Origin of the sequence: Meiothermus hypogaeus, assembly GCF_003574035.1 — a bacterium.
In the GTDB taxonomy this organism is placed as follows: Bacteria; Deinococcota; Deinococci; order Deinococcales; family Thermaceae; genus Meiothermus; species Meiothermus hypogaeus.
Window position 1 is genome coordinate 1 of sequence record NZ_QWKY01000043.1, and the last position, 18,676, is coordinate 18,676.

The window sequence follows — 18,676 nt, forward strand, 5'->3', positions numbered from 1 at the left end:
ACAGGGGGTCGCTCAGCACAAACTGGAGGGGTGGTGGTCTCTACGGTAACGGGTAGGCTGCTACCCCCGCCGTTGCGGGCCACCAGGCGGTAGGTGTAGGCGGTACTGTAATCAACGTTCTCATCGGTGTACTGGGGGGCTGTGGCCACAAAAATAGGGGCAAAGTCGCCGTTTCCCGACTTGCGCTCGAGCAAGTAATCCGAAGCGCCCGCTACCGCATCCCAGCGCAGCGCCACCTGCGGGGTTGTGTCCGCGGTGGCCTGGAAATTGGTGGGCGTGGCCGGGGGTTTGGGGGTGCAAGCAGCCAAAAATACCAAAAGAACAAGTATTCCAGCCCTTTGCAACCTGTCTCTTACAATCACTACATCACCTCCATACCCCTCCCTATGGTGTTTGCCGAAATCCATCAGGCTCGAGGAATCACCGGCAGGTTCTCCTCTTGCGTATTTTGTGCGTGGGCCTGTTCGATCAAGCTTTTTTCCCAGCCGAGGAAATACTGCTTGACCGACCCCGAGGCCACATCTTCAGTCAGATACTTCACGTTGGAGTACATGGGGGCGCGGTAGTCGCGCACCTTGCCGCTGCGCAGGGCATCTATCACCTGCCGAATCCCCTGCTCCACCGTCCAGTTGGGCTCGAAGCCCAGCCGGTTGCGAATTTTGGAAAAGTCCACCCGGTAGTTGCGGCGGTCGCCATCGCGGCCCGAGTCAATCAGTTCGGCGTCGGGCACGAGCTTCTTGACGAGTTCGCCGACCATACCCAGCGTCATGTTGCCCTCGTTGCTACCGACGTTGAAGGTCTCGTTGTGTACCAGCTCTTTAGGGGCCTCTACTGCCATCATGACTGCATTCGCAGCGTCGTCCACATGCACAAAGGGCCGCCACTGGTCACCACCAAACACGGTAATCTTCTTCTCTACCACAGCCTTGGCCGTGAGCAGGTTGACCACCAGATCGAAGCGGGTGCGGCCCGAAAGACCGTAAATGGTACCAAAGCGCAGGATAACCACGGAAAAGTCGTCGCTTTGCAGCTGATGCAAAACCTGCTCGGAGGCTATTTTGCTCCGCGCGTAAAGCGATACCGGGTTCAAATTGCTGCGTTCGTTGAGGACCAGGTCGCTGGCACCATAAACCGAGCAGGTGCTGGCAAAAATGAAGCGCCGCACGTGCATTCCCTTAGCAATTTCAGCGATGGTGCGGGTAGCCACCAGGTTGATTTCGATGGTGAGGTTTTCGTCCAGGGCGCAAGCGGGGTCGCCAACCAGGCCCCCCAGGTGAACCACGGTATCCACACCGCGCATGGCCTCCACTACCTTGTCTACCTGGCGGAAGTCGGCCTGGATAATTTCCAGGTTGGGGTGGTGAAGCACATGGGCAATGGGCTCCTTGCCGAACATCAGAAGATCGAGCAGACGAACTTTGTAACCGCGCTCGAGCAGCCTGGGCAGCAAGCCCGACCCAATGTAGCCCGCGCCGCCAATTACCAGTACGATTCGCTCGTCGGCCACAGCAACAGGGGGGCTGGCCTTGCCCCTGCGGTTGCTTTCGATGCGCTCCCAGTAGTAGACCCAGGCCCGAGAACCCAGGGTCAGAGCCAGGGTGAGGAAGCCCGACAAAAACAACACCGAACGGGGTGGATCCACCACGGGCAGCATAAATACCGCGAAGCCAAATATCAGGTACGTAAGCGCTACAGCCTGGGTCACGATGAGCATTTTGTAGCGACCCTGATAGGCCCGGCCCCGCGTATAAAAACCGCTGAGCACAAAAACTACGAAGCTAATGCCTACCAGCATGGGCAGGTTGGCCAGGTAAATCTGGGCGTAGGCCCCCAGCAGGCGGGGATCGCCGGAGTTGCTGTAAGCCCAGACCAGGTGCAGGATCATGGCCAGAGCAAAGCTACCCAGCACCATGGCCTGATCGGCCAAAATGCGCAAGACCACATCGGCCGTGAATCGCAACTCTTTGAAATGAATCATGCTCTATTCCTCCCCACAATCGAGCCCAAAATCGAGCCAGTGTGTATCAGGCCGAGGCTTCCTCCATCACCCGTTCAACCACTTCGGCGGTAGCACGCATGTGTTCCAAACCCAGGGTGGGGTGCACCAGGAACATCAGCGAGGTCTCGCTCAGCTCCTGGGCCACCGGCAAGCGCTCTTTTGGCTGCCAGCCCCGGCGGGTAAAGGCTTTCTCGAGGTAAATCTCACCACAGCTTCCGGTTGTGCAAGGTATTCCGGCCTCGTTGATCGCTACCATAATGCGGTCGCGGTTCCAGCCCGGCTTGAGCTTTTCGGGGCGCACGTACACGTAGTATTTGTAGTAGGCGTGGTACAGCTCAGCCGGCACCTCGGGTACGCGCAGGGCCGGAATCTGGCGGAAGCGCTCGCTCAGGTAGTGGGCGTGCGCCCGCCGTTTCTCGACCCAACCATCCAGCTTACGCAAAATCACCCGGCCAATGGCCGACTGCACCTCGAGCATGCGCCAGTTGGTGCCAAAGTCTTCGTGCAGCCAGCGGAAGCCCGGCGGGTGCTGCCGGTTGTACACCGCATCGTAGCTTTTGCCGTGATCCTTGAAGCTCCAGGCCCTGTTCCACAGTTCGTCGTCGTTCAGGGTAAGCATGCCGCCTTCGCCCCCGGTGGTCAGGATCTTGTCCTGGCAAAAAGACCAGGCCCCGGCATGACCTATGGAGCCCACGCTGCGGCCCTTGTACTTTGCGCCGTGGGCCTGGGCGCAGTCCTCAATCACCCAGAGGTTGTGCTTGCGGGCCAGTTCCATAATGGCGTCCATGTCGGCGGGCCAGCCTGCCAGGTGCACCACGATGATGGCCTTGGTGCGCGGGGTAATGGCTTTTGCAATGGTTTCGGCAGTTATCAGGCCGCTGTCGCGGTCCACGTCGGCGAACACGGGCCGGGCCCCCCGCATAACGGCCGCACTGGCCGAGGCAATGAAGGTGCGCGGCGTGGTGATGACCTCATCGCCCTCCCCCACGCCCATTGCGTACAGGGCCAGTTCGATGGCCACCGTGCCGTTGTGCAGGGCGATGGCATGTCGGGTACCTACATACTCGGCAAACTCCCGCTCAAACTGGCGGCCCTCGAGGCCGGTCCAGTAGTTCACCTTGCCAGAGCGAAGCACGCTTACCGCGGCCTCGATCTCGTCGGGTTCGAAGTGGGGCCAGGGAGCAAAGGCTATAACGCTGTGGGATTCTTTTACCATTCGTTCGCTCCTTCAGGGATGGCTGCCTTGGTGCTAATAGTCAGGAGTTTAGTCTGGGAGCCGTTATGACGGCGTTATTCGGCAATAATCCCTTTTGCTAAGGGCAGCATATACTGCATTACACCAGCAAAAGGGTTATTTTGAACACGCAACTCTCCTGTAACGATGCGTATAACGCCCTGCAAAGTGCGGGGGCTCGAGGGAATCGCCCTCGAGCCCCTCAAATCCTGGGAAACTACTTCTTGTTACCGGCGGTATCGTACTTCAGCACGAAGATGTCCTCCGGGCCTCCCTGGTTGGTATAGCCATCGAAATCCCCGCTGGAGTGGCCGGTCACATAAAGATCGCTGCCAAGCAGGGTGACCGCCAGGGCGATTTCATCTTGCGGACTGCCCACCTGCCTCTTCCAACCCTCGCTGCCATCAGGGAGGTACTGGAGAACAAAGATGTCCTTTTGGCCCTGGGGGGTCTGTGTGCCATCGATGGAAGTGTTCACGTCGCCCACAATGTACACGCCACTGGCATCCGCCGCCATGCCGTAGGGGTTGATTTGCGCGGGGTCGGTGGGGCTATACTGCCGCTTCCAGGTTTCGATACCCGTCGCGCTGAACTTGGTTACAAACAGGTCGGTGCCCCCGTTGTAGCTAAAGCCCGTGGCATACGCGCCCGTTACGTAGCCCGCCACGTACACATCCGAGCCCACCACGGCCAGCGCATTGGCCGAGTCGCCAAAGAGAGTGCCGAACTGCTCGAGCCACTGCTGGGTACCGCTGGCGCTGTACTTGGCCGCAAAGGCATCGGTGTCGCCCAGGTGGGTTTTTCCGGGCAGAGCCCCGGCAGCAAAACCGGCCACGTAGACATCCCCGTTCGCGTCCACGCCCATGGCTGTGATCTTGTCGTTGGCGGTGGAGCCGAACTGAACCGCCCAGCCAAAGGCAAGGTCCGTGTCGTACTTATAAAGCGCCGCGTCAGAACCGCCCGCGTTGGTACCCCCTGGAACGGTTCCGTTGGTATAGCCACCCAGGTAAAGGGTTGTTCCGCTAACCGCCACCGCATTTAGACCGTTTTCTACATTTGGCGTACTCTCGTCGAGCTTGATGGAGTTGATTCGGTTGCCATTCGGCCCCAGTTTGAGCACAAAGCCTTTGAAGACGTTGCTGGCCGAGACAAAGGCGTTACCTACAACGTAAATGTTGCCGCTGCTATCGGTCGCAACCCCTTTAGCCGAAGACTCTACATTAGGTAAGGTGTTGGGGTCGCCCACGGTAAATTGTTTGACCCAAAGACGGACGCCGTTGGGGTCGTACTTCGCTACCACTACGTCGGGGAAGCGGCTGTTGAGCTGGCCCAGCTCACCCAGCAACTCCCTGGAAAGACCCGCCACAATCACGTTGCCGCTGGCATCGGTGGTGATGGCCGTGCCCTTGTCGGTGCCCGTACTGGCCAGCCACTTGGTGTAAGGGCTGCACTCGACCACGATGTTGCTAACGGCTGCGCCTGCTACGGTCACGTTGGGGTTGGTAACGACGCAGGTTTGGTCCGGGCTGCTGGGCTGGGTTTGCACGCTTACCGTGTAGGTGCCGTCGGGCAGGGGCGTATCGAAGGTGAAGCTACCAGCGGCGCTGATGGTCTTGGTCTGCGAGCCAATGGCCAGCACCAGGCCCGACCCATTCAGGTAGCGCACCGTGCCGCCAACCGTGTAGGTAGGCACAGGGTTCACGGTGAAAGTTGCCGTGCCGCTCTTGCCCCCCGCGCTGGCGGTGATGTTGGCCGTGCCAACCGCTACCGCAGTGGCCAGGCCGTTGCTATCTACTGTGGCCACACTCTCATCGCTCGAGGCCCAGGTAAAAGTGACACCGGAAATGGTGTTGCCCCCGGCATCCTTGGCCACCGCCGTGAACTGCTGGGTCTGGCCCACCTGCTTGGTGGCCGTGGCGGGGGTCACCTCGATGGTTTCGATGGCGGGTGGAGGCGGGTTCTGCACGGTCAGGGTGGCGCTGCCGCTCTTGCCCCCCGCGCTGGCGGTGATGGTGGCCGTGCCAGCCGCTACCGCAGTGGCCAGGCCGCTGCTACTATTCACCGTAGCCACGCCAGGGTTGCTCGTGGTCCAGGTAAAAGTGACACCGGAAATGGTGTTGCCCCCGGCATCCTTGGCCACCGCCGTGAACTGCTGGGTCTGGCCCACCTGCTTGGTGGCCGTGGCGGGGGTCACCTCGATGGTGCTGATGGTCGGCGCACCACCCCCGCCGCACGCAGCGAGGAACAGGGCCGCAAAGAGTAGTAGTAGCCAGCGATATGTCATCCAGTACCTCCTTTGGATTGGGATCTATGGAGATCCTACGAGTCTGAGTGTAGTAGGGGAATGGGGTTTTGCAACACTCAAATGCACCTACGAAACGAGCATAACCAGGCGCTTTAACGGGTTTGGCCCGCTCAATCGCTGGCCCCGGCTGCGGACCGGTTCGGCCACAGACACGGCGCCCCGTGTTTCCTCGCTAGAAAGGGCTCGAGCCCCCCGATAAGCCAATCCAGTGGTTATGGGCCAGATAACGGTTCCTTAACGCTGGCGTTTATACGGCTTACCCAGCGGCTGGTTTCTCTGAAAAAGAGAATATTCTCTCCCCAACGGCTTAAAACCTTTGCACAATCCGGCGCCGGGAGGCCTCTACCCACCGCCTATGGTTGCCAAATTACGTTCAAAAGCCTAGCCGGGCAGCGTAAGGCGGTAGTCCAGCGCTTCCCAAACCCGCCGGAGGTTGTCTGTAGCGTTCACCGGAATGTTGGCCCGCCAGTGGCGGGGGTGCAGCAAGACCTCGATTACCGGCTGCCGGGATTCCAGCGCGGCCAGGGGGTTGCCGTCCAGCCAAAACGTAGGGTAGGGGCCATCGGAGTAGCGCTGGGTATAGTGTTGCTGCAGCGCTGCGTCGTAGGCCTCGAGCTCGATACCCAGCACCTCGCGCAGGGCCGGGTCTTGCAATAGCTCGAGGTTAATCACACCCAGCTTGCGGTTAAGCCAGTCGCCATGCGAGGCCACCGTGTGCAAGGGCAGGCCGGTCTGCGCCTTCACCCGGCGGTAGTTATCGGCGAACAGCGCCCGTATAGCGGGCATGTGCGCTTCAACCTCGGCGCGGCTACGCAGGCGATAACGCTTGGCGTAGGCAGCCAGCTCCTCGTAGTGGTAGCTGGCTTCGCTGCCCGCTTCGTGAATGGCTTGCATTAAGCGAACATCCAGGGTCGAGAGGCGAAAATAAAAAGTACCCCTTACCCCCAGATCGCGCAATAACTGCCACAAAGCCCTGGTCGTACGCAGGTCGGTATCTATATCCAGGCGCAGCACCAGGTGCAGGCCGGGTCTGGGGCCTCCGGCTTTGATTTGTTCCCAGAAAGAAGCAATCGAGTGCACCTCGTAGCCCAAAGACAGGGCGCGCTCGAGCAACAAGCGCAGCTCGCTCGTGCGGTCTTGCAGCATAAAGTCGGAGTAAAAACGGTTCAAAACCGACCGCAAAAAACGGCCATTGCCCACAGGGCTTTGCGAGTTGTTTGGCTTCAGTATGCGCATTTCAGAAAGGTCCTCCCCACATCACGAAACCGGTTCCTTGCTGAGAAGTTGTTGGTAGAAGCGCAGGAGTGTTCGCGCGTTTTTCGCTGCATCGTAGTGCTCATACACATGGGCTTGCAGTCGTTCGGCTCGGGCGCGGGCCTCCTGGGGATTTTTACGCAGTTCGTTCAGGGCCTTGATTATGGCCTCTGGGCTTACCTGCTCGAGGGGAAATCCGGTCTGTTGATTAATTAGTTCGGGCGTACCGCCGTACTGGCTGGCAATCACCGGCAGACCCGCTGCACCCGCTTCAACCACGACCGTGGGCAGACCTTCACGGTAGGATGGGAGAATAAAGGCATCGGCAGCGGCCATATAGGTTCGCACCAGGCTGTTGGGCTGCTGACCCAACACCACCACCGAGGTGCGCGAAGTGCTGACCAGGGTCTCGCGCAATGGACCGTCTCCTATAAAAACCGCCATCAGGCTCTCGTCGTCGAGCAGGTGCAGGGCTTGGGCAAGTTCCGACACACCCTTGTACTTCCAAAGCATTCCTACGAACAAAAGCACAAAGCGGTCCTGAGGTAGCCCGAGCTGGTCGCGAAGGGTGCTTTTGTCGGGCCTGGCCTGCAGCGGGGAAAGACGCAGACCCACCCGGTGGGTCAGCACCGGGCGCTGGGTCAGGGCCTGGGTCCGCTGGCGGATGGCCTCGCTTACCGCAAGAACCAGGTCGGCCTGGGCCAGCACCTGGCGGAAATAGCGCATGTAGCGCGGGTTCTGGTAGGGATAGGTATTGGCGTCGTCGCCATGCAAGGTTACGACCAGGGGTTTGCGCCAGCGGCGCTTAAGCCAAAGGCCCAGGGTGCCCTCGGGGTGGGCAAAATGTGCATGTACCAGGTCATATTTGGCGACATCGCCAGGCAGGGTGGGGGCTTTGAGCAGGTGGGGCCAGCCCCAGAGATTCTCACCGGGAACAGCCAGATACCGCGGACGGTACACTCTGGTTCCTTCTACTTCGTACTGGGCAGGAATCTGGGCGTAGCTCCGCCAGGCCGGTTTCAAACGGCCCATACCGGGCAACACCAGGGGCAATGGGGCGTGCACCTCTATCTGAAGGCCCAAACGCTGCAACTCCAGGGCCTGGGTTTGTACAAAGATACAGGCCGAGGGGTGTACTGCCGAGGGAAAGTCAGGACTTAGGAGGAGTAGACGCATAGGTGGTGCCTCGAAACATCATGGAAAGTCCGTGCAAGAGCGCTATGGTCAACCACAAGTATTTACGTTCAAGAATGCCCAGAAATGCGCCCTGAATCAGGTAAGCCAGAAGGCAGGCTTTTAATATAAGGATCAGGTCAGGGTGAACCGACTGCCTCAGACTCACCCGAAGCAAAACCCACATCCAGGCCAAAAATATCCCCAGCCCAACCAGGCCAATCTCGGAAACGAGCTCGAGGTAAATATTGTGGGCCCCCCGGCCATCGGTAATGTAGTACGTATCAATGGACTCGAGGGCCGATTCGGTCGCGGCCCCCAGACCAAACAGCGAGGTGAAGGTTCCATAACCATGCCCAATTAAGAGGTTCTGTTGCGCAATATGCCAACCCACCGTCCAGATGGCCGTGCGACCTGCACCCCCGTCCTCCGTCGCCGAGGTTACCCGGGTAGCTAAAAACTGGTTAACTGCCGGTAGCTGGTACAGCGCAACAAAACAGAGCGCAAGCATCAGGCTTATTGATAGCATTCGCTGCCAGCCCAGGCGTGGCAATATAACCAAAAACAGGGTAACTATAATGGCTACCCAGGCGCTGCGAGTGCCCGACAGCACCACCGCCAGAGTACAGGCCGCAAAGCAGGCCAGGCTGTACCAGCGCATCCACGAGCTTTTCGCTGTTAGCCACAAACCCACCGCCACCAGCGAGCCCAGCAAAACGATAGCGGCAAAGTCGGCTGCATCTGCTGAGCCCGCAAAGCTAGATCGGCTCGAGGGGTTGCGCAGATAGTTAGAGATACCTTGAAAAGCCGCGACCAAAGCCCCCAAAGAGTAAGAAAACAGGAGGGGTTGAAGGGTTTTGGGGCGTGCCATAATAAAAAAGGCAATGGCCAAAGCCCCTATGAGGTGCTGGGCCAGCGCCTGGAGCTTATCCCAGGTAGCCGAGGGATCTACCGACCAGAAGTAGCTTGCACACGCCCAGAACATTAGAAGTACAGCAAGTATCGAGATGCGTAAGCGGGGCACTTGCCGCCAGGTCAGCACTAAAGCTGGAAACCAGGCAATTTTAGGGCGTCGAACCTGGAAGGCCAGGGCCAACAAAAATAGCCCCAGGAGCCCTTTCGATAGGGTGAATACCCCCTCAATGGCAAAAACGCCTTCCAGCGGCAAGCTGAACGTATACAAATACAGCAGGATTTGCGGAAAGGCCAGCCAGGCCCACAAAGGAAACATCAGAGTTGCTGTTACCGAGGCTACGGCCCTCATTCCAAACCTTCCCTTCGTATTTCAACAAAACTCCTCAGAAGCAGCAAAAAAACCACCAAAACCGCGGCACCCACCCACCACCAGCCTTTCAGCCAGTAGCCCGCGCCCCATAGCAAAAGCAGGCTGAGCAGATCGAACCAAACATACTTGCGCACCTTCAGCCAGAACCCCTGCCAGCTTGCCCCCGCTGCACGAAAAAAAAGCCCCATCGAGAGCAGGGCTACCAGCAGGCTGCTCAGGGCAAAAAGAACCACAGCCCAGTACATCTGCTGGGTGGTTACACCCCAGTAAATCGCCCCCATGCGCAGGAGCAGTTCGAAAATGGTAAAGGCCAGCAGCCCCCGCTGCCATTCGCGGATGGTAAGCAGGTTGGATAGGGGTTGGGCCACCATGGAAAAAAGCAAATAGGGGGCCAGTAGTTGCGCATAGCGGCCTGCTTCATCCCAATTGGCCCCAAAAACCAGCGGAAAGGCCACAGGTGCCACCACCCACAAAGCCCCAAAAACAGGCAAACCCAGTGCAAACAGCACTGCAGCAGTCCGCTCGGTAAGCTGGGCCAGGGCCGGCGTGTCGCGCGCAGCGGCCGCCCTGGAAAAGAAAACCTGGCCAATAGACTGAGCAACCAGGGTAACCGGGATGGTGGTGATGCGGTAGCTGAGACTAAACTGGCCCATAGCCGCAGCACCAAAAAAAGCAGTTAGCACGATAAAAGGCAGATGAAAGCTGGCCGCGGTGAGCAATGCCGCCCCTGTGCCATATATAAGGAAACTTCGGTAGCGATGCGCTACGTGGTAGAGGGACTGGGCCGTGATACCCTGAAGCGTCCGCGGCCACAGGCGCACCAGCGCGTGTACCCCCCCCAAACGCCCCAGGACATCGCCCAGGATTAGCCCCCCTGACCCCAGGGAAAAAAGACCCGGCAGCATCTGGCCGAGCGCCTGCCACAGGCCTTGCTGAAACTTGGTCTGTGCCAGCACGCCGAACCGGGATAACCGCAAAGCCCACATACTGCCAGCCTGCATCAAGGCTACGCAGGCCAATCCCAACAAAACCAGCCAGGCAAACCAGACTGGCAGCATGATGCCAAACCACCCGGAAAGCGTTTGTCTAAGCAAAATAAATGCCACGCCTATAAGCACACTCGAGCCCAATCCGAGCACGAGGGACAGCACCAGCAAGTTGCGGGCCTCGGTCTCTTCCTTGGGAAGCTGAATGGCCTGCTCGTATCGAAGGTTGAGCACCACGGCGGCCAGGGAAAGAATGGAGGTGTATAAGGCCAGTAAGCCGAAGTCTTCCGGGCGGTACATTCGCGTTAAGAGGGGCTGTACCAGGATCACCAGGCCCTGCCCCAATATGGTACTGCTGGCCAGCAAAGCTGCGTTGCCAGCGAATGAGGGTCGGGTCAACAGGCGCTTGATGCGGGTCATAGACAACAACAGGACTCCGAGCCAGCTCGCTCCTTCTAAGTTTTATGGTACCTAGCAGAACCTATTTGGTCTGGTTTTATGCGTAACCTCGAGCGTTAACTTCCCCATAGGGTGGTTAAGTTGAACAGCAAAAGTTCATTTGCGATAGCTTTCCAGAAGTCTTATGGTTAGGCTAAAGAGCGCCCAGCTTTTGCGCTTGGGTCTTTCCCGGCCATTTGGGCCCACTGAGGACAAACATGAGAAGCATGACCAGCATGACCGACTTTGACCGCTTGCTCCTTAGCTTTAGCCGCTATATGTGGGCGCTGCTCGGGCTGTCGGTAGGAATTGCGATCCTGGCCTACTTTTTAGTCACTGCTCAGCCTCGAGTCTACGAGGCCACTACCCGCCTGCTTTCCGCCAACCCGGTCGAGCTTAGCTCGAGCCTCAACACCCCTCAGCTGCGCCCTTTAGCGGCCGCGGCATATCGAGAGGCCGCTTACAGCACCCTGGTCGTAGAGGATATGCACCGCCGCTTCCCGGGCGTTTTACCAAAAGAAGTTTCCAAAATACGGGAAAAAATGCGTATTCGCTCTATCGAAACGGTGGGCTCTACTTCGATTGTTTTTGTTTTGAGCGTGCGTGATAAAGACCCTCGTCAAGCAGCCGCCATGGCCAACGCCTGGGGCGAGGCTTTGCAAGCATGGGAAACCGCTTTAGTACGCGAAAATTTTAGGCGTGCCAGCGCTTCCCTGGAAAGCCGGCTGCGCTGGGTAGATAACCAGCTCAACCAGGCGAGTAACCGAACCGACCTGGCGGGCCTACGCGAACTGCGCGCGACCATTGAGCGAGACCTGGGCATTGTGCGCTCGTTGGAAAACAGTGCCAGCGGGCAGCTTTCAATGCTTTCCAAAGCTGAAGTGCCCACCGATGCCATCTGGCCCAGGCCCCTCCTGACATCAGGCATTGCCGCGGTAACCATTCTTTTGCTGGGCTTCGTCCTCCTGGCTGTCCGCGACCGCTTATTCGGGCCACAGGGCTAGCGGCGCGAAATATACGGCCTGCTTTTTGCCAGCGTCAAAAAGATATTCTGTAAGCTGCAGGGGTGCTCAGGACATCTATACAACTCGAGAGCACTCCTATAGCATGACCCCATATCGCCTGCTTGCACCTGCCAGCGCTTGTGTCCCACCGGCTCGATATAACCTTATTTTTTACATTCCAGACCTATGAGAACATTACTCGAGCTCATCGGAAAAACGGCCAGGAGTAGCCAGGTCTGGCTGTCATCACTGCTGCTCACCGTATGTGCCGCCTGCATTGCCGGAACACAAAGTGGGCCTGCCTTTCCCAATCCAGACATCTCTTATGGTTTGTTTAGCCTGTCTCAAGGCCCCACCTTTTATGTAGGGCCCGGCGGCAGCAACGCCAACGACGGCAGCCGCGAGCGTCCCTGGGCTACCATTACCTTCGCCGCCGCCCGGCTCAAGCCCGGCCAGGTCTTGCGCGTCCTCCCAGGCACCTACAACGAATCCGTGAGCGTCAGCGTCAGCGGTACCGCCTCCCAGCGCATCGTCATCGCCTCCGACACCCGCTGGGCTGCCAAAATCAATGCCCCCGGCACCCTTTTCGGTATCGATGTCCGCGGCAGCTACGTCGATATCATCGGCTTCGAAGTTACCGGCGCCACCAACAGCGGCATCATTAGCTGGGGTAGCCACAACGGCATTCTGTTCAATTACATCCACCACATCCGGGCCCAGTGCGACACCAATGGCGGGGCCGGCATTAACACCAGCTATCCTGATGCGACCGGGGTTGCCATCATGGGCAACCTGGTGCACGATATCGGCGAGATCGGTGCTGGTCCTTGTACCCGCATCCACGGTATTTATCAAGGCAGCCCGGGGGGCGTCATCCAAAACAACATCCTCTACCGCACCAGAGGCTTTGGCATCACCAACTGGCAGGCGGCCACCGCCGTTACCATCACCAACAACCTCTCGTTTGCCAACCTCTACGGCGGCATCTCGGTCGGCTCGGGCGACAACACCCGCGGCAACATCGCCCAGAACTTCCTGGTAGCCAACAATATCGTAGTGGGCAACCCCAGGGGCATCAGCGAGGAAAACAACACCGGCCAGAACCGCTTCCTCAACAACCTGGTCTGGAACAACACCACCAACTGGCGTCTACTGACCAGCACCCACCAGGGCAGCCTGAGCCTGGACCCCGGCTTTGTGAACTATAAGCCCGATGGCAGCGGCGATTATCGCCTGAGTAAAAATAGCCCGGCCATCGACCAGGGTATCAGCGAAGCCGCTCCAAAAATCGATTTTTTAGGGCAGAAGCGCCTGCTGGGTGCAGCACTCGACCTAGGACCTTTTGAAGTGCGCTAACCCAGTTTCTTTATTAAGCGCCGTTATCTACAGATCTCTCATGAAGCGCTTAGTTCACAGGGGGCGGTGCTTGAGAGTAACGCACTGGCTGGGTCAAAAGACCGGCCAACGGGCCTCAAACTGACTACACTACTTGAGATGAGTTGCTCGCAGCACCCCCAATCCCTGCGCAGCCGCCGGAGGCGCACAAATAAGAAGCCTGGCATGAGAGCGCATCTCGTTCAGTCGACATACCTGCCGTCGCTTGAACCCGCAATCCTGCAAAAGATGGGTTTATATATCTCTTTTCGGTCGGCAACAACCCGCAGGGTTTCTTTCGCAAAAAACTCGAGCATTGCGCACCATAGGTCGGAGGCATTGTGCGTTTCTTGTTTCTGACACAGTATTTCCCGCCCGAGATTGGGGCCGCCCAGGTACGGCTGGCTTCTGTGGTTCGCGAACTGGTGCGGCTGGGGCACGAGGTGGAGGTGGTCACGGCCCTGCCCAACTACCCCACCGGGCGTATTTTTGCAGATTACCGAGGAAAGTTTGCCCTCGAGGAGACCTGGGAAGGGGTGCGGGTGCAGCGTACCTGGCTTTACCCGGCTATGGGTACAGGCGTGCGACGCCTGCTCAACTATTTCAGCTTTGCAGCCACTTCGTTATGGGCCTTGCTACGCGCCCGAAAGCCCGACTTTATTTTTGTAGAGTCACCCCCGCTTTTCTTGAGCATTACAGCCTTCCTGGCCTCTCGGTGGTTCCGCGTACCCTTCATTTTTAATGTGGCCGACCTGTGGCCCGACTCGGTGCGCCAGCTGGGGCTCATGAAGGAAGGCCCCCTGCTCAGGTTGGCCGCGAGCCTCGAGCACTGGAGCTACCAAAAAGCCACCTACGTAACGGCCGTGACAGAAGGTATTCAAAAAATTTTGCTAACCGAGAAGGGACTGCCCAGCCACAAGGTGGTTTACCTGCCCAACGGGGTGGATACTACCCTCTTTCGCCCCCTGCCCCCTGATCAGGCTTTAGCCAAAGAGCTGGGCCTGGAGGGGAAAAAGGTAATTCTGTATGCGGGCAACCATGGCTATGCCCACGGCCTCGAGGTTGCCCTGCAGGCTGCCCAGCACCTATCCAACCCCGATATAGTCCTGGTGCTAATCGGAGACGGTTCGGAAAAGAAGCGGCTAATGGAAATGGCCCAGGAGATGGCCCTGAGCAATGTCCGCTTCCTGGATCCGCAACCTCCGGCCTACATTGCCCGCCTCTACTCCCTGGCTGTAGCCGGACTCTCAACCCTGCGCGACTCTCCCCTCTTCGAGATGACCCGTCCGGTCAAAATTTTTGCCGGTATGAGCTGCGCCAAGCCCATCCTGTATGTGGGTAAAGGGGAAGGAGCCCGGCTGATAGAAACAGCCCAGGCAGGTCTGGTCAGCCCCCCAGAAAACCCCGAAGCGTTGGCCCGTCATATCCTGCAGATAGTAGATGAGCCCCAGCTGGCCCAGCGCCTGGGCGAGAACGGGCGGCGCTACGTGGAAGAACACCTGAGCTGGTCGAGCCTGATTCAAAGCTGGCTGGACAGCCTTCAACCCAAACAACCCCAGAGTGCAAAAGTACCCGGATAAGGAGCAAGCATGCAAACAGCCGTAGATCCCAAAACCCAGCTACTACAACGCATTGAAGACAAGAGCGCCGTAGTCGGCGTGGTCGGTCTGGGCTATGTAGGCCTTCCTTTTGCGGTAGAGAAAGCCAAGGTCGGCTACCGCGTGATTGGCATAGACCGCAGCAAGCAGCGCGTGGACAAGATCAACCGCGGCGAGAACTACATCGGCGATGTAAAGGACGAGGAACTAAGCGACCTGGTGGCCCAGGGCCTCATCCAGGCCACAACCAGCTTCGACTGCGTACCCGAGCTGGATGTGATCGTTATTGCTGTACCCACCCCCCTTACACGCAATCTGGTACCCGACCTGCAGTACGTGGAGGGCGTTACTGCTGAGATTGCCAAATACCTGCGGGCGGGTCAGCTAGTCAGCCTCGAGTCCACCACCTATCCGGGCACCACCGAGGAAATCATGCTGCCCTTGTTGCAGCAAAGCGGCCTTGAGCTGGGTCGCGACTTTTTTCTGGCCCATTCTCCCGAACGGGTAGATCCTGGCAATGCCCGCTATACCACCAAGAACACCAACAAAGTGGTGGGGGGTGTGGGCCCGGAAAGCCTCGAGGTAGCCATAGCCTTTTATAGCAAAACCATTGATCACGTAGTGCCGGTAAGCAGCGCTAAAGCAGCCGAGCTGGTCAAGGTTTTTGAGAATACCTTTCGCGCAGTCAACATTGCTCTGGTCAACGAAATCACCCTGCTGTGCGACCGTATGGGGCTCAATGTGTGGGAGGTGCTGGATGCTGCTTTTACCAAACCCTTCGGCATCATGCCCTTTTATCCAGGCCCAGGGGTTGGGGGACACTGCATTCCCCTTGACCCGCATTACCTCGAGTGGAAGGCCAAAGAATACAACTTCAATACCCACTTCATCAATCTGGCGGGCGAAATCAACCGCAAGATGCCCGAGTTTACCGTAGAAAAAGCCACCCGGGTACTAAGCCAGCACGGCAAACCCCTGCGCGGCGCCAAAATCGTGCTGCTGGGCATGGCCTACAAGGCCAATCTGGACGACTATCGTGAGAGCCCGGCCATCGAGGTTTTCAAGCTCCTGCAGAATCAGGGGGCCGAGGTGGTATTCCACGATAGCTGGACGCCCCACATCGAAGAGCACGGCCTGGTAGCCGACAGCGTAGAGCTAACCGACGAACTACTGCAAAACGCCGACCTGGTCATCATCACCACCAACCACAGCAACGTGGATTACAAACGGGTGGTGGCCCTGTCCAGGGCCGTGCTCGATACCCGTTACGCTACCCGGGGTCTGAAGGCCGACCATGTGGTGCTTTTGTAAGGAGGAAGGATGAAGAACTTTGCGCTCATCGGGGCTGCGGGCTACATCGCCCCCCGGCACCTTAAGGCCATCAAAGATACCGGCCATACCCTTGTGGCTGCGCTGGATCCATTTGACTCGGTGGGAATTTTAGATAGCCATTTCCCACAAGCCGAGTTTTTTACCCAGCCCGAGCTCTTCGAGGACTATCTGCACGCTTTACGCGGCACGCCCCGGCAGGTGGATTATGTAAGCATTGCCAGCCCTAACTACTTGCATGCCGCACATATCCGCATGGCCCTGCGAGCCGGCGCCGATGCCATCTGCGAGAAACCATTGGTACTGGAACCCAGGGACATTCTTCAACTCAAAGACCTCGAGGCCGAGACCGGGCGACGGGTGTGGACCATTTTGCAGCTGCGCACCCACGAGGCCCTGCTCAACCTGATGCACCGCCTGCAGAGCGATTCTCGTCGCACCTACGAGCTGGATCTGACCTACATCACCAGCCGGGGTACCTGGTACCTGCGCAGTTGGAAGGGCCGCACCGAACAATCCGGGGGGCTGGCCACCAATATTGGGGTTCACTTTTTCGACATGCTGGCCTGGCTTTTTGGCAAAGTACAGCAGGTGGAGGTACACCGCCGCGACGACACGGTAGCGGCTGGTTACCTGGAGCTCGAGCGAGCCAGGGTGCGGTGGTTTTTATCCATTGATGTGAGCCATGTACCTGCAGCGCTGAAGGCCCAGGGTAAGCGCACATACCGCTCCATGCTTCTGGATGGGCAGGAAATCGAGTTTTCCGAGGGCTTTACCGACCTGCATACTCGAGTGTACGAGCGTACCCTGGCAGGGCAGGGCTTCGGTCTGGACGACACCTATGAGGCCATTGCAACCGTTGCCCAGATTCGCAACATGCCCCTTTCAAACCGCAAAGACACCATGCACCCGTTCTTGCTTGAAGCTGTAAGCGGCTAGATATGGAATACTTCAAACACGAGACTGCCGTTGTGGACGAGGGCGCCCAAATTGGTCGGGGTACCCGGATCTGGCATTTTTGCCATATCTCGGCCAAAGCGGTCATCGGAGAGAACTGCTCCCTTGGGCAGAATGTGTACGTGGCCAACAACGTGCTTATCGGCAACGGCGTCAAGATACAAAACAACGTTTCGGTGTATGAAGGGGTCATTCTGGAGGACTACGTTTTTTGTGGGCCCAGCATGGTTTTTACCAATGTACTGACCCCGCGCAGCGAGTTCCCGCGCAACTCTTCGGCCGATTACGGTCGAATCCTGGTAAAGCGTGGTGCCAGTATTGGCGCCAATGCCACCATTGTCACAGGGGTTACCCTCCACGAAGGCGCATTTGTAGCGGCCGGGGCAGTGGTGACCAGGGATGTGCCCGCCTACGCAATAGTGGCCGGGGTACCCGCACGGATTATTGGTTGGATGAGCGCCTATGGCGACCGCCTCGACTTTAGCCAAAGCGACACAGTAACCGACTCCCAGGGCCATGTCTACCAAAAGGTGGGGCCATATGAGGTGCGGAGGCTAGTATGAAGACCTTGCAGCAGATTCCCATCCTCGACCTCGGCGCAGAAGTAAACGAGCTATGGGACGAACTTAATGCAGCTTTACAAAGGGTCTTGCGCGCCACCCAGTTCATCATGGGGCCTGAGGTAAGCGAGCTCGAGCAAAAAGTCGCGCACTACCTGGGGGTTAGACACGCCATCGCCCTTAACTCCGGGACCGATGCCCTGATCATTGGGCTAAGGGCCCTGGGGATAGGGCCGGGGGACGAAGTGATTACCAGTCCCTTCACCTTCTTTGCCACCGCTGAAGCCATTAGCCTGCTGGGTGCCAAGCCAGTATTTGTGGACATAGACCCCCATAGCTTCAACCTGAACCCCGACCTGCTCGAGGCCGCCATAACCACAAGAACCAGGGCCATCGTACCCGTTCACCTGTATGGCAACCCGGCTGCCATGACGGCCATACTGGAGCTGGCCCAACGGCATAACCTGAAGGTACTCGAGGACTGTGCCCAATCCTTTGGCGCGCGCTACGAAGGCGGCCCGGGCGAGAGCCGGCACCACCCCGATTTGCTCCACCGTCATACCGGCTCACTGGGTGATGCCGGCGCTTATTCGTTCTTCCCTTCCAAAAACCTGGGAGCGTATGGCGACGGGGGGTTGCTGGTAACCTCGAACGACACCATCGCTGAACTGGCCCGCATGCTACGGGCCCACGGCTCGCGCAAGAAGTATTACAATGAGCTCATCGGCTACAATTCGCGCCTCGATACCTTGCAGGCTGCTATTTTGCTGGTCAAACTGCCGCACCTGGAACGTTACAACCAGGCCCGCAGGGCCATTGCCGAACGTTACAACCAGGCCCTGGCCGACACCCCGGGTCTGCGCACGCCCGCGCTCAACCCAGGTCATGTCTTCCACCAGTACACCGTGCGCATCCTGAATGGGCGGCGCGACCAGGTTCAACAACGGCTAAGCGAGCTGGGTATTGGTACGATGGTCTATTACCCCACCCCGTTGCATCGTCTTCCGGTCTACCAGAACCAGGGTCTGCACCTGCCCGAAAGTGAGCGGGCTGCTGCCGAGGTACTTTCACTGCCCATCTGGCCGCAAATGAATCAGGAAACCCAGGAGGTGGTGGTGGAAGCACTCAAGAAAGTGCTCAATGGCTAGTCACCCGCACCAATCTACCAACAGAGCTATGC

General features: G+C 58.4%; 14 protein-coding genes and 1 pseudogene. 7 read left to right on the plus strand and 8 right to left on the minus strand.

Translation table 11 applies throughout. The features are described from left to right. The 8 genes and pseudogenes from Mhypo_RS11190 to Mhypo_RS11225 form a co-directional block, all read right to left on the minus strand. Window positions 1–317, minus strand: a pseudogene (locus tag Mhypo_RS11190) (fibronectin type III domain-containing protein); the annotation flags it as partial. An 89-nt stretch (window positions 318–406) separates the two neighbouring features. Continuing rightward, entirely contained in the window at window positions 407–1,978 is a 1,572-nt protein-coding gene (locus tag Mhypo_RS11195; RefSeq protein ID WP_119341380.1) for an NAD-dependent epimerase/dehydratase family protein, read from the minus strand. Between the two features lie 46 nt (window positions 1,979–2,024). Continuing rightward, the gene (locus tag Mhypo_RS11200) at window positions 2,025–3,215 is read right to left on the minus strand and encodes a DegT/DnrJ/EryC1/StrS family aminotransferase (protein ID WP_119341381.1); all 1,191 of its coding nucleotides are present in this window, start codon (window positions 3,213–3,215) and stop codon (window positions 2,025–2,027) included. Window positions 3,216–3,450: 235 nt separating this feature from the next. Further along, on the minus strand, window positions 3,451–5,517 hold the full coding sequence (locus tag Mhypo_RS11205; protein WP_119341382.1) for an Ig-like domain-containing protein: 2,067 nt from the start codon (window positions 5,515–5,517) through the stop codon (window positions 3,451–3,453). 402 nt (window positions 5,518–5,919) lie between these two features. After that, a complete protein-coding gene (locus Mhypo_RS11210; protein WP_240637226.1) occupies window positions 5,920–6,774 on the minus strand; it encodes a hypothetical protein in 855 nt (284 codons plus the stop codon). Window positions 6,775–6,795: 21 nt separating this feature from the next. After that, window positions 6,796–7,968 carry a glycosyltransferase gene (locus Mhypo_RS11215; protein WP_119341383.1) on the minus strand — a complete coding sequence of 391 codons (1,173 nt, stop codon included), beginning with the start codon at window positions 7,966–7,968 and terminating at the stop codon, window positions 6,796–6,798. After that, a complete protein-coding gene (locus Mhypo_RS11220) occupies window positions 7,943–9,196 on the minus strand; it encodes an O-antigen ligase family protein (RefSeq protein WP_240637227.1) in 1,254 nt (417 codons plus the stop codon). Before Mhypo_RS11220 ends, Mhypo_RS11215 begins: the two co-directional genes overlap by 26 nt. A 29-nt stretch (window positions 9,197–9,225) precedes the next feature. Then, window positions 9,226–10,656 carry a lipopolysaccharide biosynthesis protein gene (locus Mhypo_RS11225; protein ID WP_119341385.1) on the minus strand — a complete coding sequence of 477 codons (1,431 nt, stop codon included), beginning with the start codon at window positions 10,654–10,656 and terminating at the stop codon, window positions 9,226–9,228. A 236-nt stretch (window positions 10,657–10,892) separates the two neighbouring features. Here Mhypo_RS11225 and Mhypo_RS11230 point away from each other — a divergent pair, with 236 nt between their 5' ends. From Mhypo_RS11230 to Mhypo_RS11260, 7 genes are all read left to right on the plus strand, one after another. After that, the gene (locus tag Mhypo_RS11230; protein WP_147075296.1) at window positions 10,893–11,678 is read left to right on the plus strand and encodes a GumC domain-containing protein; all 786 of its coding nucleotides are present in this window, start codon (window positions 10,893–10,895) and stop codon (window positions 11,676–11,678) included. 186 nt (window positions 11,679–11,864) lie between these two features. Continuing rightward, window positions 11,865–13,034, plus strand: a complete 1,170-nt coding sequence (locus tag Mhypo_RS11235) for a right-handed parallel beta-helix repeat-containing protein (RefSeq protein ID WP_186814623.1) — start codon at window positions 11,865–11,867, stop codon at window positions 13,032–13,034. Between the two features lie 359 nt (window positions 13,035–13,393). Next, window positions 13,394–14,632, plus strand: a complete 1,239-nt coding sequence (locus Mhypo_RS11240; protein WP_119341388.1) for a glycosyltransferase family 4 protein — start codon at window positions 13,394–13,396, stop codon at window positions 14,630–14,632. A 9-nt stretch (window positions 14,633–14,641) separates the two neighbouring features. Continuing rightward, a complete protein-coding gene (locus Mhypo_RS11245) occupies window positions 14,642–15,961 on the plus strand; it encodes a nucleotide sugar dehydrogenase (protein WP_119341389.1) in 1,320 nt (439 codons plus the stop codon). A gap of 9 nt (window positions 15,962–15,970) precedes the next feature. Continuing rightward, window positions 15,971–16,918, plus strand: coding sequence for a Gfo/Idh/MocA family oxidoreductase (locus tag Mhypo_RS11250; RefSeq protein WP_119341390.1), 948 nt, complete (start codon window positions 15,971–15,973; stop codon window positions 16,916–16,918). A gap of 2 nt (window positions 16,919–16,920) precedes the next feature. After that, window positions 16,921–17,499: an acyltransferase gene (locus tag Mhypo_RS11255; protein ID WP_119341391.1), complete on the plus strand. Its 579-nt coding sequence runs from the start codon at window positions 16,921–16,923 to the stop codon at window positions 17,497–17,499. Next, window positions 17,496–18,644: a DegT/DnrJ/EryC1/StrS family aminotransferase gene (locus Mhypo_RS11260; protein WP_119341392.1), complete on the plus strand. Its 1,149-nt coding sequence runs from the start codon at window positions 17,496–17,498 to the stop codon at window positions 18,642–18,644. Before Mhypo_RS11255 ends, Mhypo_RS11260 begins: the two co-directional genes overlap by 4 nt. Window positions 18,645–18,676: the final 32 nt, after the last annotated feature.

Coding starts and splice junctions, on each gene's coding strand:
- Mhypo_RS11195 (WP_119341380.1), bottom strand. CDS start 1,978: ATGATTCATTTCAAAGAGTTGCGATTCACGGCCGATGTGGTCTTGCGC.
- Mhypo_RS11200 (WP_119341381.1), bottom strand. CDS start 3,215: ATGGTAAAAGAATCCCACAGCGTTATAGCCTTTGCTCCCTGGCCCCAC.
- Mhypo_RS11205 (WP_119341382.1), bottom strand. CDS start 5,517: ATGACATATCGCTGGCTACTACTACTCTTTGCGGCCCTGTTCCTCGCT.
- Mhypo_RS11210 (WP_240637226.1), bottom strand. CDS start 6,774: ATGCGCATACTGAAGCCAAACAACTCGCAAAGCCCTGTGGGCAATGGC.
- Mhypo_RS11215 (WP_119341383.1), bottom strand. CDS start 7,968: ATGCGTCTACTCCTCCTAAGTCCTGACTTTCCCTCGGCAGTACACCCC.
- Mhypo_RS11220 (WP_240637227.1), bottom strand. CDS start 9,196: ATGTTTCCTTTGTGGGCCTGGCTGGCCTTTCCGCAAATCCTGCTGTAT.
- Mhypo_RS11225 (WP_119341385.1), bottom strand. CDS start 10,656: ATGACCCGCATCAAGCGCCTGTTGACCCGACCCTCATTCGCTGGCAAC.
- Mhypo_RS11230 (WP_147075296.1), top strand. CDS start 10,893: ATGAGAAGCATGACCAGCATGACCGACTTTGACCGCTTGCTCCTTAGC.
- Mhypo_RS11235 (WP_186814623.1), top strand. CDS start 11,865: ATGAGAACATTACTCGAGCTCATCGGAAAAACGGCCAGGAGTAGCCAG.
- Mhypo_RS11245 (WP_119341389.1), top strand. CDS start 14,642: ATGCAAACAGCCGTAGATCCCAAAACCCAGCTACTACAACGCATTGAA.
- Mhypo_RS11250 (WP_119341390.1), top strand. CDS start 15,971: ATGAAGAACTTTGCGCTCATCGGGGCTGCGGGCTACATCGCCCCCCGG.
- Mhypo_RS11255 (WP_119341391.1), top strand. CDS start 16,921: ATGGAATACTTCAAACACGAGACTGCCGTTGTGGACGAGGGCGCCCAA.
- Mhypo_RS11260 (WP_119341392.1), top strand. CDS start 17,496: ATGAAGACCTTGCAGCAGATTCCCATCCTCGACCTCGGCGCAGAAGTA.